Origin of the sequence: Flagellimonas eckloniae (assembly GCF_001413955.1) — a bacterium.
GTDB classification, from domain to species: domain Bacteria; phylum Bacteroidota; class Bacteroidia; order Flavobacteriales; family Flavobacteriaceae; genus Flagellimonas; species Flagellimonas eckloniae.
This window is the reverse complement of the sequence record NZ_LCTZ01000002.1, coordinates 2,376,804-2,389,650: the sequence shown is the minus strand read 5'-3', so window position 1 is coordinate 2,389,650 and position 12,847 is coordinate 2,376,804. Positions and strand designations below refer to the sequence as shown.

Genomic DNA, 12,847 nt, shown 5'->3' with positions numbered 1-12,847 from the left:
TACAGCCTACAGCCTACAGCCTACAGCCTACAGCCTACAGCCTACAGCCTATTGTTTTCTATGCGCCAACACCACCGGAGGTTGTCCGTTAAAAGGGTTGTACATGCTGCCTATAGTTTTTGCTCCCATGGCAGAGGCTCGTATAACACTTCGTCCACCAAACCTATTTCGCACATAATCCATGGCCTGATATAGGTTCAAGGCTTCTTCAGTATCTTCAAAAAGATTGATTTGATAATTGCCCGAGACCAAATGACTGAATCGAATCCCGATTAGGCGTACCAACATTCGCTTGCTATATAGCGTATTGAACAGTCCCAGGATTTTTGGAATAAGAATATGATCAGCACTGGTATAGGGAATCCGTAATTGTTTGGAATAGGTATTAAAATCTGAATATCGAATTTTCACCGTGATGCATGCGGTCAGTTTATCGCCCCGTCGCAATTGATAGGCCAAATTCTCGGTCATGGCAAGTAAAATTCCTTTGAGCTTGGTAACATCAATGGTATCCCTGTCAAAGGTACGTTCCGTAGAAATGGACTTACGGTCATGAAAGGGGATTACAGGAGTGTTGTCCATGCCATTGGCGCGTTTCCAGATGATTCTCCCGTTGGACCCCAGTACCCGTTGCATAATATCCATGGGCATTTTCTGTACCGTTTTCACTTTCCGAATACCCAAATTTCTTAGGGTTTGATAGGTTTTGTCGCCCACCATAGGGATTTTTTTGATGGACAAAGGAGCCAAAAATGGTTTTTCCAGGCCAAAATCTATTTTAAGCTGGTTGTTAGGTTTGGCCTCATTGGTGGCTACTTTAGAAACGACCTTGTTTACGGAAAGTCCAAATGAGATAGGCAATCCGGTTTCTTTTATGATTTTTTGTCGCATTTCTGAGGCGTATTTATAACAACCAAAAAAACGATCCATACCCGAAAGGTCGGCATAGAATTCATCAATACTCGATTTTTCAAAAAGAGGTACATGTTCTTTGATGATTTCCGTGACCACATCGGAATATTTGCTATATGTGCCGGCATTGCCGCGAATTACGACGGCTTCCGGGCAAAGCTCCTTGGCCATTTTCATGGGCATGCCTGAATGTACTCCAAACCCTCGTGTCTCATAACTGCATGCTGCCACTACACCACGATCGCTGGTACCACCTACCAATAGTGGCTTGCTTTGAAGCTCCGTATTAATGATACGCTCTACGGATACATAGAAAGTATCCAGATCAAGATGTAATAGGGCTAAGAAAACAAATAATACATAAAAAATAAGTTCAAAAATCGTTCAAATAATAGATGTTTATTGGGGTTGCCCGCGTTTTTAGGGTGTGCCTCCAACTTTAAACGAATTATACATAAACTACCATTGACTTCCTTTTGTCTACAACCAATTGATTTTAATTTACAATTGTTTTACAACCGAATACGTGCTAAAACCTAAAATAACCTATGTATTACTGTTTAAAGGCGTTTAAAGGTATTTATAATTGAGAAAATGCAATAGTTTCTTCATGTATATATGCTAAATAAAACGAATTTATAAAAGTTTGAAAATGTATGCATTTAAGGTTGGGGATAGTGTTGGGGATAGTGTTGGGGATAGTATTTTATTGATTTTAATCACTTATAAATGGAGTTTTTGGCTTAAAATATGTTAAAATTTACATTAAACACGGCTAAAATTCACTAAAAGCAACATATAAATATTACTTATAACACCTGACAATGCACCTAAAATAAGTTATAATTATTCTTATTAAACTGATAAACAGATATTTACATGTTATTATAATTAGATTCTATAAAATAAAACTGGTATTATTTGTTTATATTAGTGTTAAGCATGGGTAAAAACCACAGTATTTTTAAGGTTTTTCTATAACTACCGCAACAAATTAATACCTAAATTGCCCTTCCCCTTAGATTACCTTTTATCTTAATATCTTTTTGATAAATTAAAAAGTAATTTCCTACATAACAGTCATTTGGAGATAATTTTATGACATTATTAATCATAAAAATTTCTTCACATGAAAAGAGTAGTATTTGTTTTGGCGTTGGCGTTTGCGGTATCATCAATCTCCATCGCCTGTGAAAATGAAAGCACAGATGAAATCATCGATCAAAACACAATCGAAAACGAAGAAGTCAAGGAATCGGATATATAAGGACTTTATGGTGGCATTGCTCATTCTAGCCATGTCATTTTTACCTTATTTGCACGATTTTGAGATTTTTAAAGGGATGGAAGGTTTTAGTGGCTTTTCATCCCTTCGTGTTGGTATATGGGTAGTATCATTGTTTATAGTAGGCTTAACTGGATGGATTTTTGCGTTTTTGAATGCAAGGGGTAAATCCTATAGACTGGCAATGTTTGCACCTATATTTATGCTGTTCTTCCAACTTAACATTTACTTATGGGATGCAAGGAACACCACTACAAATGAATTCACTACAAAAGTATTGTACAACTTGGGTTTTGCACTTGTATTGATTGCATATTATTTTATCAATAAATCCAGAAATAAATGAAGAAGAGTTTGTTGGAGCAAGCACTGGATTTAGAAGAGAACAAGAATCTTTACAGTGCGACTGAGAGGGCAGCGATAAGAAATAGATTAAGACAAAATCTTAAGCAAAATCTTAATAAATTGAACGAAGCTTTATATGGCGCATTGGATGACCTAACCAAAATTTAATTACTTTTTTCTTTGTTTTTCCTCTTTAAGTTCATTCATATCTACTACCAACGTACCCATCAGCGTTTCTAGCCTCTCCATTTTCATCGCCATAATGTTCTGATTGGCTATGGCCTTTTTTTCGTTGATACGTTCAAAAAGTTCGATTAACTCTCTTTTTGAGCCTAAACCAAAAAAAGAAACAACCTCATTTATAAGATTTACATCTTCACCTTTAGAGATTATTCTTTCATTTAGCAAACCACTTTGGTCGATATTTAACTCCATTTCACCGATACCAGTAAAAAGCCAATTTGCATTTAATTGAGGAAATTTCAGTAAAATTTTTTCTACCACCTTAGACCCAATACTTCTGTCATGCAAAATAGCCCCAGAAATACTACCATTACTGACTTTAAGGTCTTTTTCTAACCTCGAAGGAGTAATACCTTTTCGGGTTAAATAATCGTTTAAATTCGACGTAATCATAAAATTTTTTCGATTCCAGTTTGGAATATTAGATTATATTCTAATATATTTGTTTCCACATCGGAAAGTAATATTTTTTTATGAAAGCGGAATTAACAGAATCAGAAAAAGAGATACTTATGGGTAAAGTTCGCGCCATAGCTCGTAAACATAAGGTAAGTCATACTTATATCAATAACATTATTTCCAATGATGTTGATATTGACAGTAACAAGGCGTCGAAAATATTCGAAGATTTAAAAAGAACTATCGAATTTTTTCAACCTATTCCCTGATAGTATGTACCAAACTTACCAAAATACTATAGCGGTTCCGGCAGTTGTTCTTTATGAAGATATGTGCTTGATGTCATATCCAAACTATAAATATTACTGTAGGTCTGGAAAGATAAACAAAATAAGAAACGGTGGAAATGGAAGACAGGCTTTAATTGAATTTTCAAGTCTTCCACAAACTTTCAAAGAAGCTGTAAAAAATGCATATGGAGACCCATACAGCCAAGACGACGTAAAAAGGTTCACGGATAGGTTGGAAAACAATATAGAGGCTTCAAGGTATTTTGATGAGTACATTGATGAAGATGGCCGTGGACTTCTTCCCGAACGCATTGCACAGTATTATGCCGAAGCTCAGATTTTAGACTTGTACGACAAGCTAATTTATGACATCAAGGTAAAACAGCGCACTGGTATGCGAATAAAGATTGGCCCGGCAAAAAAAGAAATCTGTGAGGTGATAACCAAACTTCAGGCATTCACCCGACCCGGCACTTCCATAAGACCCTATCCGCACAACCTTCCCAAGAATTATAGGGCATTGGACAATAAATTGAAAAAATACAAATCTGAAGGCCTTCAGTCGCTCATACACAGCGCCATCGGCAATACCAACAGCAAAAAGATAAAGGGTGCAGTGGCCGAATGGATATTGGGTTTTTATATGCTTCCCAATAAACCAGTGGTTCCGGTATTGCATACGGAATATATGAAGGTGAGGACGGCCAACGGTTGGCCGATATTATCCGAATCGGCCATAAACAAATGGCTAAAGGAACCGAGACAGGAAAAATTATGGTGCTATGCCCGTCATGGTGAAGATTACTTCAGGAACAAATTTGGGCATAAGATGCGCCGTGACAAGAACAAAATGTTTCCGAATGCCTATTGGGCCATCGATGGTTCCAAGTTGGATTGGGTGCATTTCAAGGACAATGCGCAGGGAATGGGTGCTGACATCAAGATAGATTTGGTCTTCGATGTTTACAGTGAGCGGATATTAGGGTTTAGCTTTTCCCAAACAGAGACCCATGGCGACCACTTTAAGGCCATTAAAATGGCGGTTAACAACACTTTAAGGCGTCCTTTTGAATTTTCCTATGACGGTCAGAGCGGACACACCACCAAGGAAATGCAGAACCTATATGGTAAACTCGTCGCCAACAACGGCGGCAAGCACTATAAGCACGCTGCTCGACGTCATGGTTCACCAGTGGAAGGCCTTTTCAGTAGGTTCCAACAGCAAGTATTGAACACTAAATGGTTCTCTGACAAGCAGGGTGTCCGAAGCAAAAAGATGGACAGCCATGTCAATGTGGATTTCATCAAATCGTTCAAGCACAAACTCAAGCCGTGGCAGGAACTGGAAAGGGCATTCAATCAATGTGTGGAGCAGTGGAACAGATCAAAGCACCCCAACCATCCTGAGACCCGAATGGAGGTATACCAGAACCATATAGAGGTATTAAAGGAGGAAATCACCGTGTTCGATGCCATGGATATGTTTTGGGTCTCCACAAAGGATTCAAGGAAGTACACCCGTGAGGGTATTCGGCCTATCATTTCAGGCAAGGAATACCACTACGAAGTATACGATGCCGACGGGAACATAGATATCGATTTCAGGGACAAATGGACAAACTGCAAGTTCTTTGTTCAGTACGACCCTGACCAAATGGACAACTATGTTAGGTTACATGTGGAACTTCCCAATGGTAACCGTCAGTTCATAGCGGATGCGCAGCCAAAGAGACTGGCCAACCCCATCGGTGCTACAAGAACCAAGGAGGAAAGCGTAATCATGCGTAAGGACATGAAGGTCAAAATCACCGAGGAAGAACGAATCAAAAAACGTGTGGAGCAGATTAGGAAACGCACGGGACTTACCCCTGAAAAACTGGTCGAAGACCAAGAACTGGATATGAAATTGGGTGGCAGCCTTCCCAAAGAAAGGCGCAGCGAAGTCGAATCGCTAAGTTTTCTCGATAGAATGTAACACTATAAACTATGGATTTTTCAGTAGCACAAATGCACCGTATCGCAGATGAAGTCGCCAGACAGGCCAAGAAGACATCACAGGCCAAGGTGGCTAACAGGGCCAGGGTATCGGCCGCCATAATCAACCAGATAATCAACAAAAAATGGAGTACCATAAGCGTTGATATGTTCAAGTCCATTGAAGTCAACCTTCGTATGGATTTTTCTTGGAAATCCGCACCTACCTCAAATTTACTTCTCCTTACCCAACTCATCAAGAACGCCCATGACAACAGTATCAGTATCGCGATAAGCGAAAATGCAGGACGCGGAAAGACCCATGCATACCGTCAGTATGTGAAGAACCACGATAACGTGATTCACCTTGAATGCGCAAACTCATGGACAAAGAAAAGCTACATGAAGCATCTTATGGCCGCTGCTGGCCTTAATAATAGCGGAACGTTGGAATTCCTTGTTGAGACCTTTATAAAAAAATTGAAGGGAATGCACAGGCCCATAGTAATCATTGACCAGTTTGATAAGCTAAAGGATTCACAGATGGACTTGTTCATGGATTTTTACAACGAGCTTGATGGATACTGTGCCTTTGTTCTAAGCGGTGTAAAGGCACTTGAAAAACGGGTGATGAACGGTGTTAACCGTGATAAGATAGGATATGCAGAAATGTACAGCCGTATAGGTAGAAAGTTCATTGGTCTTGACCCAATTTCAAAATCCGATGTTCGAAAGGTTTGTAACGCCAATGACATATTTGACGCTGAGACAATCGGGTATATCTATGCCAATTCCGATGGTGATATGAGACGTGTGAAGCGAGACATAGAGATACAGCAACAAATCATGGCAAAGGCCATAAACGAAATAACTGTACAGGAATTTCAAGAAGTAGGAGAACCTGCTTAACGCATACCGTAGAACACTATGCGAAAAATGAAACGGCGGGCAATCAGTCCGCAGAAAATGAAAAGCCAGAAAGTGGAGACCATACCGTTGATAGGAAATTTCAAGAACCTGATTGGAACGCCCGAATGCCGGGGCAGTTGGTTTCTTATGGGTGATTCCGGCATGGGTAAATCTACTTTCCTGATGCAACTGGCCAAAGAGCTTACGAAATACTATAAAGTCGATTATAACGCACTGGAAGAAGAAGACCGTGGCAGTATGCGGTCTTTGATGGAAGAAAACAAGATGACAGAGTGCCGAAAGGGTTCTTTTATGTTGTTGAACGGTTGGCCCATAGAAGACCACCGTGAAAGATTGATGCAAAAGCGAAGCGCCAAAATCATCATAATCGATTCGGTGCAGTACCTAAAAATGAACATCAGGGAGTACAAGCAACTATTGGCCGACTTCCCTACCAAGTTGTTCATATTCAACAGCCATGCCGATGGCAAACAAGCTGTTGGGGCATTGGCCAAGAAGATTCGTTTCGATGCCGACGTAAAACTGTTCGCCGAAGGATTCAAGGTGACCAGCCGAAGTAGAATGAGCCGTGGCAAACTGCCTGATGAATACATCGTATGGCAAGAAGGTGCGGACAAATATTGGAAGAACATTTAAAATAAAAATATCATGGACAAAACTTTTCTAAGATTAAAAGAAAACAGGGAATACATAATAGAATTGATAATAGCTGCACTGTTTGGGGTAGCATTTGGTTTGTGTTTGGGGTTTATTGCCACGATAGCTATGTACGGTATTTAAAATTGAATAAAACCAAAAAAAATGACTGAAGAACAACAAATAAAGGTGGTTTTAGGGTTTGATGACCAGCAGATGGAAGAACGTATCATGGAGGATTGGCTTAGATGGTGCGAAAACAAGAGCTATAGTAACCAATATTCAATACCAACCCAAAACGGCCACGTGATATTCGCTGAAAGGGACGATAAAGACCTTCAAAATTTGGTAGCTGACAATTCACTGTTCAAGTTTTGGTTGGATGCTTATTTGGACTGTCTATTGGATTTTCTGGACCATGTAACGGATATGAAACCATTGCCAAGCCCGGAGGAAGCACTCCAGATATTGAACAGGTCTGTAGTGGATACGCACAGGCTTTTCAGTAAACGCCTTTTAAATCATGCAAGGTCTAAGAAAATCGTGGAATATGTCGGAAGCTGAGATAAAGAAAAGGGCGGACTCAATGAAAAATTATCTGTTCAATTCAGTGGAAGGATATGCTAACCCACACTTTGAGAAGATTTACAACTATACAATGAAGCTATATGAACTTATCGAAAAACCCAAAACAAACGAAAGACAAAGACCTGTTCCCGTCACTGCAAGTGAGTAGGGAAGAACTCATGGAAATTGAGGTGATTGACCCTGAAATAGTAGAACCTTAATAATTGAAATATGAAAAAAAACGAGAACCAAGAGCCAACAATCGAGGAATTGGAGGAAATGTTGGCCAAGAAGAAAGCTGATAAGCGAAATGCCCAAGAGAGGGAAAGGAAGCGCTATGAAAAGGAAAAGGACTATGTGGCAAACAATATTTTCAGTTTGGCAAAACAGGCGTCGGAATTTATGGCCGATGTAAAGAAGACCTGCGGTGTCGAAATGAACAAGATGGCCGCTGAGCTTGAGAATTATGGAAAGTTTCCGGTAAAGAGCAAAGGTGGTTTCAGTATTGATAACGCTGCTAAGACCGTTAGGATAACCCGTACCAGGGACACCCAGCCACATTGGGATGAACGGAGTGAGAAGGGCGCACAGCTTATCAAGGACTTCTTGGCCGATTCCATCAAGAAAAAGGATAAGGACGGCTATGAAATGTTAATGGAACTTCTCACCAAAAACGAGGCCGGACAATTGGAATACAGCCGTGTGATGGTAATTCTCCAAAGCGAGGATAGATTTTCAGACGCAAGGTGGCATGAGGGCATCAAGCTATTAAAGGAAAGCTACAGCATTCACATGAAGGGATTTGGGTATAGGTTCAAGTTCAAGAATGCCAATGGCAATTGGGAAACGTTGGATATGAACTTCAGCAGTCTTTGATATGGCATTTGATGTAAAGGCAACTACGGTTAAACATGCCAACCTAGACACGGAAAAATTGGTCTATGAATTAGAGCGAATCATCGAGGATTTTGACTATGACCTTAGTAGGGCAAAAAGTCCCAAAGTAAAACGAAGGCTAAAGACCAACTTGGTTTTCTTTTCAAGTATCTATAGAGATATTACAAATTATGCCCAAAACAAAAATACATCCGATGCAACACACTGAATTAGAGAACAATCCAAATTTTTTGAGAAGACAGGCAATCAAAGCTTTGAAGATTGCCAAAAAAATAGAAGCAGAACAAATAAGTAACGGTGCTGTCTGGTATGAAGGTGATTACCGAAGCCGGGTACTGGCAAAGAGGTAAAGCGAGGGAATTGGCTATAAACGGTCTCGGATTTCTTCGGGCAAAAAGCTGTGTTTTAAAGCCCTTTTCCGGCCCTAACGGTTCCGGTTCCCGCCGGAAAGAGTATTAAACGGAATTGAGGATAAACGGGGTGCCGATTCGAAAGCATATTTGCCCCAAAGCACAGAAAGAATGACAGCCGGGAAAGACGGGCATTTTTAAAGAGTATAAACAAAAACAAATATCATGGCAAAAATTTATATAGCTAGTAGCTGGAAAAATCAGCATGGAGTCGAAATGTTAACAGAAGAACTACGTGACCACGGTCATAATGTGGTTAGTTGGATTGAAAACAACTATGGGGAGAATCACAACCACGTTACCAAAAAATTTGATTTCGAAACATGGGTCAATTCTGCTGAATCTGACCAAAGTTTTGATTTTGATGTTAATGGCGCCGCCACTTGTAACATATTCATTTATTATGCGCCATCTGGAAAGGATGCCGCAGCTGAATGTGGAATATGTTATGGACAAAGGTTCTTTTCGAAAACAATTCCAATGATCGCACTTTGGTCAAAAGGGGAAGATTTTGGGCTAATGAGAAAGATGTTTGATTATTTCTGTCAAAGGCATTATGAGGTTGTCCCTCTTGTTAATCAGATAGAAAAAGAATTTCTAAACCCATCAAAAGTAAAAAAGTAGCCCATGGAAAATCAAGAAACATATAACTACATTTTTGTATGCATCCTTTTTATCCAAACTCTATTGATTATAAGGATTCAATACTATTTAGGACTGCTTAGACGGCTCCACCTTTTTTTTGAGTATATGGGCAGGTCAATTGCTGTCATCGTCTTTATAGCGATTGTCGTGACCTGCCTTGTGCTTGCCATACATACAGTAATCGACCCGCACATGTGGGACGTATTGAACTGATTGTTATGAAAGCAACAAAGGCCCAGAAACAATACATACATGTCAATACGCCCAACCGCGACATCAAAGAGGAATTTGTGCAGTGGGCAACCCGTGATGTGGCTAAAATAAGCTGTAACGACCTGACTTTCGACGAGGCGAACCGCATCATTGAAAAACTCGGTGGCACACCGCACAAGCACGCATCCTATGGTTGGGGCATGTTCGACAAGAACAACCATCAGCATAAGACCATATTGGCCCTTTGCATGAACTACGGATGGAAGAAATTAAACCCGAAGTCCGGGCGGGACATTGCGGACATTGCGGCCCTTGGAAATTGGCTGCACAATGACCCTAGATGTCCTGTCAGAAAACCATTGAAACAGATGGAGCCAAAAGAGACCAGTAAAATAATAGCTGCCCTTGAAAACATGGTGGCCAGAAAATACAAGTGATATGAAGTTGTATAGAGTCATATACGATGGACGGGTTGAATGGGTGGTGGCCAAGGATATGAATACGGTTTTACAGTCGATAAAATTTGAACCCACAAAAATTGAAAAAACCCAAAACAATGTAAAGGTATTATGAAAAGAGCATTTGTAACCCTTTGTTTGGCCATTAACATGATAATCTATTTTCCCATTTGGCTGATTTTGGCCCTTTTCCTATTAGTCGAATCATTTTCAGATGAACATTTTAACTATTTAAAGGACTAGATATGCAAATAATCCACATACACCCATCCCCGATTCCATGGTACATACGTCAGTTGCAGGAGGCCTGTACACATCCACAGACCAAAATGCATATCAAATCTGCATCTGTAGGCTGTGAGGAAGAACACTATACCTGTACGTATTGCGAAAAGAAGGTTGCTATAATAACCGATTGCGGATGAAGTACAGATACAAACTTTTGGAGTTGAGGCGCAATCGGGACGGCCTCATGCGTTTTCTGGAATTATGTGACATAGACCCAAAAGAAAACTTTGACAATCCACAGAACTTTCTTAGGATGGACGAAAAACTGGCATTGTGCGCGGAGATAACCCGGATACAGAAGCGGATAAACAGGATTGAGGCTATGCCCCACGGAAATATTGATAATGATTGCGGTGATTTTGAAATCATGGTGCCTTCAAGAATGAATCCTCCAACAGAAAAGCTTCCCAGAAAGAAAAAGACCCAAGTACCCTACACATTCAACACATGGAACCTATAAAGATAGAATTGAACTTGGAAAAATTAAAGGCCATCAATGGAGAATTGGCCGAACTGAACTTTGAGCCTTCAAGCATAAGGCTTATCAATGTTAAACGCTCGATATTGAGACAGGTTGGCAAGAAACTCATGAAGAAACAGATAGATGTTTATCCTAGTAACAAAACGTTCAAATTCAAATTGGAATACTATGAGGCCGACCAACTGGAAAGCTGTTTAAGAATGTCGATTGTTGACCTTGGCCATCGGGAAGAACACTACCATACCCTTCGGATGGTAGCTGATGAAATCAACCAAAAACTGGCATAATGGACAGAATAACTCTTACATATCTAGGAAGGACTTTAAGTAGGGACAAGAAAATTAGATATAGATACAGGAACTCTAAGACAGGTAAGGTTGATTGGTATGGGAAAAAATTAATGGGTGAATCAATAGGTTCAATTATTGAATGCACACCAACTGATAAGGGAGTTAAGAAACCTTATGAATTCAAGGGCCGACTTGAGCAAAAGGAACTGGACGAATTGACAGAAAAAGATTGGGCCGTTCAAAAAGAGTACGAATTGCTTAGAGAAATAAAAAAAGTTCCTAAATCTAAATACAACAAACTTGTTGGTGAAATCAATGGTTTAATGTGGAATCTGACACCTAACCAAAAAAAGCTGTTTAAGATGAAATTATTAATGGATTTAAAATAGCATGGAACAATTGACAACTTATACCGTAAAGGCCAAGAATCGTGAAGATGTATGGGTATTTAAATATCATTTAAACGGTGTTTTAAGGTCGTTTGAGGTGCTGGAGGGAATATTGGGGGAACAACAAATTAAATGGCTGTTCAGGGCAGGAAATTTTCCCTATATAGAAACGCAGGTAAAGAACTTCATGACCAACAAGAATCTAAAGCCATTTTTTGAGGTGACCATAGGTCTTCCCGATACAAGTTTTGAGGCGTTTTGGTCTTTATTCGGAAAAAAGCAAAAGCGAATAGACAGTGAAAGGCTCTGGAAAAAACTTTCATTGGCAGACCGAATCAAAGCGCTTGAGGGTGTCAGACGATATGACAATTGGCTTAGATTGAACAATGGTATCGCCAAGTGTCTTCCTGATAGTTATTTGAGGAAGAAAAGATGGTTAGATGAGTTTTAAAAAAATGAAGCAGTTAAGTGTTTTTTCAGGTGGATGTGATGGCTTTAGTCTTGCCGGTAAATGGCTTGGATGGGAAACTATTGGATTAGTTGAAAATGACCCATCCAGAATTAAAAGACTAAAAAAGAACTTTCCCAAGGCCCCAATATTTGAAGATATAAAAATCAACAATGAATATGGAGAATTTGACATTATTTCAGGAGGAGACCCTTGCCAACCTCACAGCAATTCAGGTAACCGAAAAGGAAAATCAGACCCCCGTTATCTATGGCCTGAGAAGTTTGCAATTATTAGAAAATACAACCCAAGATACGTGGTTAATGAAAATGTTTTTGGAACAGTTTCCAACGGTGTACTCGACCAAAAAATCAACGATCTTGAAAGTGTCGGCTACACCTGCTGGCCGCCTATTGTTATCCCTGCAAGTTACGTGGGCGCATGGCATACCAGAAAAAGAGTTTGGTTGGTTGCCTACTCCCCTGAAGAACGACGGAAAATCATATTATGTCGTAACTCATCAAGCCGCTTTAAAGCGAATAAGCCGCCAATTACATTGGATACACAAAGCAATCCTTTTTTACAGTTTGAAAAAAGCATGGGCCAACCCCCAATTTTCGGAATGGATGATGGGATACCCGATAGGGTGGACAGACTTGGAATGATAGGAGATTCAATTGTTCCACAAATTGCCTATAAACTATTCAGTGTTATTGATTTTATCAATAAATCTAATTTATAATCGAA

24 protein-coding genes are annotated in these 12,847 nt (G+C 39.8%); 22 read left to right on the top strand and 2 right to left on the bottom strand.

The window, feature by feature from the left end; translation table 11 throughout:
• Positions 1–48: 48 nt before the first annotated feature.
• The gene (dinB, locus tag AAY42_RS10210; protein WP_055394836.1) at positions 49–1,281 is read right to left on the bottom strand and encodes a DNA polymerase IV; all 1,233 of its coding nucleotides are present in this window, start codon (positions 1,279–1,281) and stop codon (positions 49–51) included.
• Positions 1,282–2,041: 760 nt separating this feature from the next.
• On the opposite strand from dinB, the gene AAY42_RS18300 reads away from it, so the two are divergent.
• Genes AAY42_RS18300 through AAY42_RS18295 form a run of 3 tightly spaced genes read left to right on the top strand, consistent with a single transcriptional unit; the run spans position 2,042 to position 2,710 of the window.
• Positions 2,042–2,179: a hypothetical protein gene (locus AAY42_RS18300; protein ID WP_175288754.1), complete on the top strand. Its 138-nt coding sequence runs from the start codon at positions 2,042–2,044 to the stop codon at positions 2,177–2,179.
• Between the two features lie 7 nt (positions 2,180–2,186).
• Positions 2,187–2,543, top strand: coding sequence for a hypothetical protein (locus AAY42_RS10205; RefSeq protein ID WP_139063709.1), 357 nt, complete (start codon positions 2,187–2,189; stop codon positions 2,541–2,543).
• Entirely contained in the window at positions 2,540–2,710 is a 171-nt protein-coding gene (locus tag AAY42_RS18295) for a hypothetical protein (RefSeq protein ID WP_175288753.1), read from the top strand. The genes AAY42_RS10205 and AAY42_RS18295 overlap by 4 nt, the downstream gene beginning before the upstream one ends.
• Here the strand turns inward: AAY42_RS18295 and AAY42_RS10200 are convergent, their stop codons facing one another.
• On the bottom strand, positions 2,711–3,178 hold the full coding sequence (locus AAY42_RS10200; RefSeq protein WP_055394832.1) for a hypothetical protein: 468 nt from the start codon (positions 3,176–3,178) through the stop codon (positions 2,711–2,713). It abuts the gene before it with no gap.
• A gap of 80 nt (positions 3,179–3,258) precedes the next feature.
• On the opposite strand from AAY42_RS10200, the gene AAY42_RS10195 reads away from it, so the two are divergent.
• The 19 genes from AAY42_RS10195 to AAY42_RS10125 all read left to right on the top strand — a co-directional run bounded on the left by AAY42_RS10195 (position 3,259) and on the right by AAY42_RS10125 (position 12,842).
• Positions 3,259–3,453 (top strand): hypothetical protein, encoded by a 195-nt coding sequence (locus AAY42_RS10195; RefSeq protein ID WP_055394829.1) that lies wholly within the window; start codon positions 3,259–3,261, stop codon positions 3,451–3,453.
• 4 nt (positions 3,454–3,457) lie between these two features.
• The gene (locus AAY42_RS10190; RefSeq protein WP_055394827.1) at positions 3,458–5,449 is read left to right on the top strand and encodes a hypothetical protein; all 1,992 of its coding nucleotides are present in this window, start codon (positions 3,458–3,460) and stop codon (positions 5,447–5,449) included.
• An 11-nt stretch (positions 5,450–5,460) separates the two neighbouring features.
• Entirely contained in the window at positions 5,461–6,357 is an 897-nt protein-coding gene (locus AAY42_RS10185; RefSeq protein WP_055394825.1) for an AAA family ATPase, read from the top strand.
• Between the two features lie 183 nt (positions 6,358–6,540).
• Positions 6,541–7,014, top strand: a complete 474-nt coding sequence (locus AAY42_RS10180; protein WP_139063708.1) for a hypothetical protein — start codon at positions 6,541–6,543, stop codon at positions 7,012–7,014.
• A gap of 12 nt (positions 7,015–7,026) precedes the next feature.
• Positions 7,027–7,158, top strand: a complete 132-nt coding sequence (locus tag AAY42_RS18560) for a hypothetical protein (RefSeq protein ID WP_262491952.1) — start codon at positions 7,027–7,029, stop codon at positions 7,156–7,158.
• Between the two features lie 21 nt (positions 7,159–7,179).
• Complete coding sequence (locus tag AAY42_RS10175; protein ID WP_055394821.1) at positions 7,180–7,578, top strand: hypothetical protein; 399 nt, start codon at positions 7,180–7,182, stop codon at positions 7,576–7,578.
• The gene (locus tag AAY42_RS10170; protein WP_055394820.1) at positions 7,565–7,750 is read left to right on the top strand and encodes a hypothetical protein; all 186 of its coding nucleotides are present in this window, start codon (positions 7,565–7,567) and stop codon (positions 7,748–7,750) included. The genes AAY42_RS10175 and AAY42_RS10170 overlap by 14 nt, the downstream gene beginning before the upstream one ends.
• 62 nt (positions 7,751–7,812) lie before the next feature.
• A complete protein-coding gene (locus AAY42_RS10165) occupies positions 7,813–8,457 on the top strand; it encodes a DUF3164 family protein (protein ID WP_055394818.1) in 645 nt (214 codons plus the stop codon).
• Between the two features lies 1 nt (position 8,458).
• Complete coding sequence (locus AAY42_RS10160; RefSeq protein WP_055394816.1) at positions 8,459–8,686, top strand: hypothetical protein; 228 nt, start codon at positions 8,459–8,461, stop codon at positions 8,684–8,686.
• Positions 8,673–8,828 (top strand): hypothetical protein, encoded by a 156-nt coding sequence (locus AAY42_RS18290; protein WP_175288752.1) that lies wholly within the window; start codon positions 8,673–8,675, stop codon positions 8,826–8,828. Before AAY42_RS10160 ends, AAY42_RS18290 begins: the two co-directional genes overlap by 14 nt.
• Positions 8,829–9,053: 225 nt before the next feature.
• Complete coding sequence (locus tag AAY42_RS10155; protein WP_055394814.1) at positions 9,054–9,512, top strand: hypothetical protein; 459 nt, start codon at positions 9,054–9,056, stop codon at positions 9,510–9,512.
• Positions 9,513–9,823: 311 nt separating this feature from the next.
• On the top strand, positions 9,824–10,183 hold the full coding sequence (locus tag AAY42_RS10150; RefSeq protein WP_139063707.1) for a hypothetical protein: 360 nt from the start codon (positions 9,824–9,826) through the stop codon (positions 10,181–10,183).
• Between the two features lies 1 nt (position 10,184).
• Positions 10,185–10,319 carry a hypothetical protein gene (locus AAY42_RS18555; protein WP_262491951.1) on the top strand — a complete coding sequence of 45 codons (135 nt, stop codon included), beginning with the start codon at positions 10,185–10,187 and terminating at the stop codon, positions 10,317–10,319.
• A 130-nt stretch (positions 10,320–10,449) separates the two neighbouring features.
• On the top strand, positions 10,450–10,629 hold the full coding sequence (locus AAY42_RS18155) for a hypothetical protein (RefSeq protein WP_139063706.1): 180 nt from the start codon (positions 10,450–10,452) through the stop codon (positions 10,627–10,629).
• Positions 10,626–10,952, top strand: coding sequence for a hypothetical protein (locus tag AAY42_RS10145; protein ID WP_139063705.1), 327 nt, complete (start codon positions 10,626–10,628; stop codon positions 10,950–10,952). Before AAY42_RS18155 ends, AAY42_RS10145 begins: the two co-directional genes overlap by 4 nt.
• Positions 10,940–11,260, top strand: coding sequence for a hypothetical protein (locus AAY42_RS10140; protein WP_055394808.1), 321 nt, complete (start codon positions 10,940–10,942; stop codon positions 11,258–11,260). Before AAY42_RS10145 ends, AAY42_RS10140 begins: the two co-directional genes overlap by 13 nt.
• A complete protein-coding gene (locus tag AAY42_RS10135) occupies positions 11,260–11,652 on the top strand; it encodes a hypothetical protein (protein ID WP_055394806.1) in 393 nt (130 codons plus the stop codon). The genes AAY42_RS10140 and AAY42_RS10135 overlap by 1 nt, the downstream gene beginning before the upstream one ends.
• 1 nt (position 11,653) lies before the next feature.
• Positions 11,654–12,103, top strand: coding sequence for a hypothetical protein (locus AAY42_RS10130; RefSeq protein ID WP_055394804.1), 450 nt, complete (start codon positions 11,654–11,656; stop codon positions 12,101–12,103).
• 4 nt (positions 12,104–12,107) lie between these two features.
• Complete coding sequence (locus AAY42_RS10125; RefSeq protein ID WP_175288751.1) at positions 12,108–12,842, top strand: DNA cytosine methyltransferase; 735 nt, start codon at positions 12,108–12,110, stop codon at positions 12,840–12,842.
• Positions 12,843–12,847 lie beyond the last annotated feature (5 nt).

Coding starts and splice junctions, on each gene's coding strand:
- AAY42_RS18300 (WP_175288754.1), top strand. CDS start 2,042: ATGAAAAGAGTAGTATTTGTTTTGGCGTTGGCGTTTGCGGTATCATCA.
- AAY42_RS10205 (WP_139063709.1), top strand. CDS start 2,187: ATGGTGGCATTGCTCATTCTAGCCATGTCATTTTTACCTTATTTGCAC.
- AAY42_RS18295 (WP_175288753.1), top strand. CDS start 2,540: ATGAAGAAGAGTTTGTTGGAGCAAGCACTGGATTTAGAAGAGAACAAG.
- AAY42_RS10200 (WP_055394832.1), bottom strand. CDS start 3,178: ATGATTACGTCGAATTTAAACGATTATTTAACCCGAAAAGGTATTACT.
- AAY42_RS10195 (WP_055394829.1), top strand. CDS start 3,259: ATGAAAGCGGAATTAACAGAATCAGAAAAAGAGATACTTATGGGTAAA.
- AAY42_RS10190 (WP_055394827.1), top strand. CDS start 3,458: ATGTACCAAACTTACCAAAATACTATAGCGGTTCCGGCAGTTGTTCTT.
- AAY42_RS10185 (WP_055394825.1), top strand. CDS start 5,461: ATGGATTTTTCAGTAGCACAAATGCACCGTATCGCAGATGAAGTCGCC.
- AAY42_RS10180 (WP_139063708.1), top strand. CDS start 6,541: ATGCAACTGGCCAAAGAGCTTACGAAATACTATAAAGTCGATTATAAC.
- AAY42_RS18560 (WP_262491952.1), top strand. CDS start 7,027: ATGGACAAAACTTTTCTAAGATTAAAAGAAAACAGGGAATACATAATA.
- AAY42_RS10175 (WP_055394821.1), top strand. CDS start 7,180: ATGACTGAAGAACAACAAATAAAGGTGGTTTTAGGGTTTGATGACCAG.
- AAY42_RS10170 (WP_055394820.1), top strand. CDS start 7,565: ATGTCGGAAGCTGAGATAAAGAAAAGGGCGGACTCAATGAAAAATTAT.
- AAY42_RS10165 (WP_055394818.1), top strand. CDS start 7,813: ATGAAAAAAAACGAGAACCAAGAGCCAACAATCGAGGAATTGGAGGAA.
- AAY42_RS10160 (WP_055394816.1), top strand. CDS start 8,459: ATGGCATTTGATGTAAAGGCAACTACGGTTAAACATGCCAACCTAGAC.
- AAY42_RS18290 (WP_175288752.1), top strand. CDS start 8,673: ATGCAACACACTGAATTAGAGAACAATCCAAATTTTTTGAGAAGACAG.
- AAY42_RS10155 (WP_055394814.1), top strand. CDS start 9,054: ATGGCAAAAATTTATATAGCTAGTAGCTGGAAAAATCAGCATGGAGTC.
- AAY42_RS18555 (WP_262491951.1), top strand. CDS start 10,185: ATGAAGTTGTATAGAGTCATATACGATGGACGGGTTGAATGGGTGGTG.
- AAY42_RS18155 (WP_139063706.1), top strand. CDS start 10,450: ATGCAAATAATCCACATACACCCATCCCCGATTCCATGGTACATACGT.
- AAY42_RS10145 (WP_139063705.1), top strand. CDS start 10,626: ATGAAGTACAGATACAAACTTTTGGAGTTGAGGCGCAATCGGGACGGC.
- AAY42_RS10140 (WP_055394808.1), top strand. CDS start 10,940: ATGGAACCTATAAAGATAGAATTGAACTTGGAAAAATTAAAGGCCATC.
- AAY42_RS10135 (WP_055394806.1), top strand. CDS start 11,260: ATGGACAGAATAACTCTTACATATCTAGGAAGGACTTTAAGTAGGGAC.
- AAY42_RS10130 (WP_055394804.1), top strand. CDS start 11,654: ATGGAACAATTGACAACTTATACCGTAAAGGCCAAGAATCGTGAAGAT.
- AAY42_RS10125 (WP_175288751.1), top strand. CDS start 12,108: ATGAAGCAGTTAAGTGTTTTTTCAGGTGGATGTGATGGCTTTAGTCTT.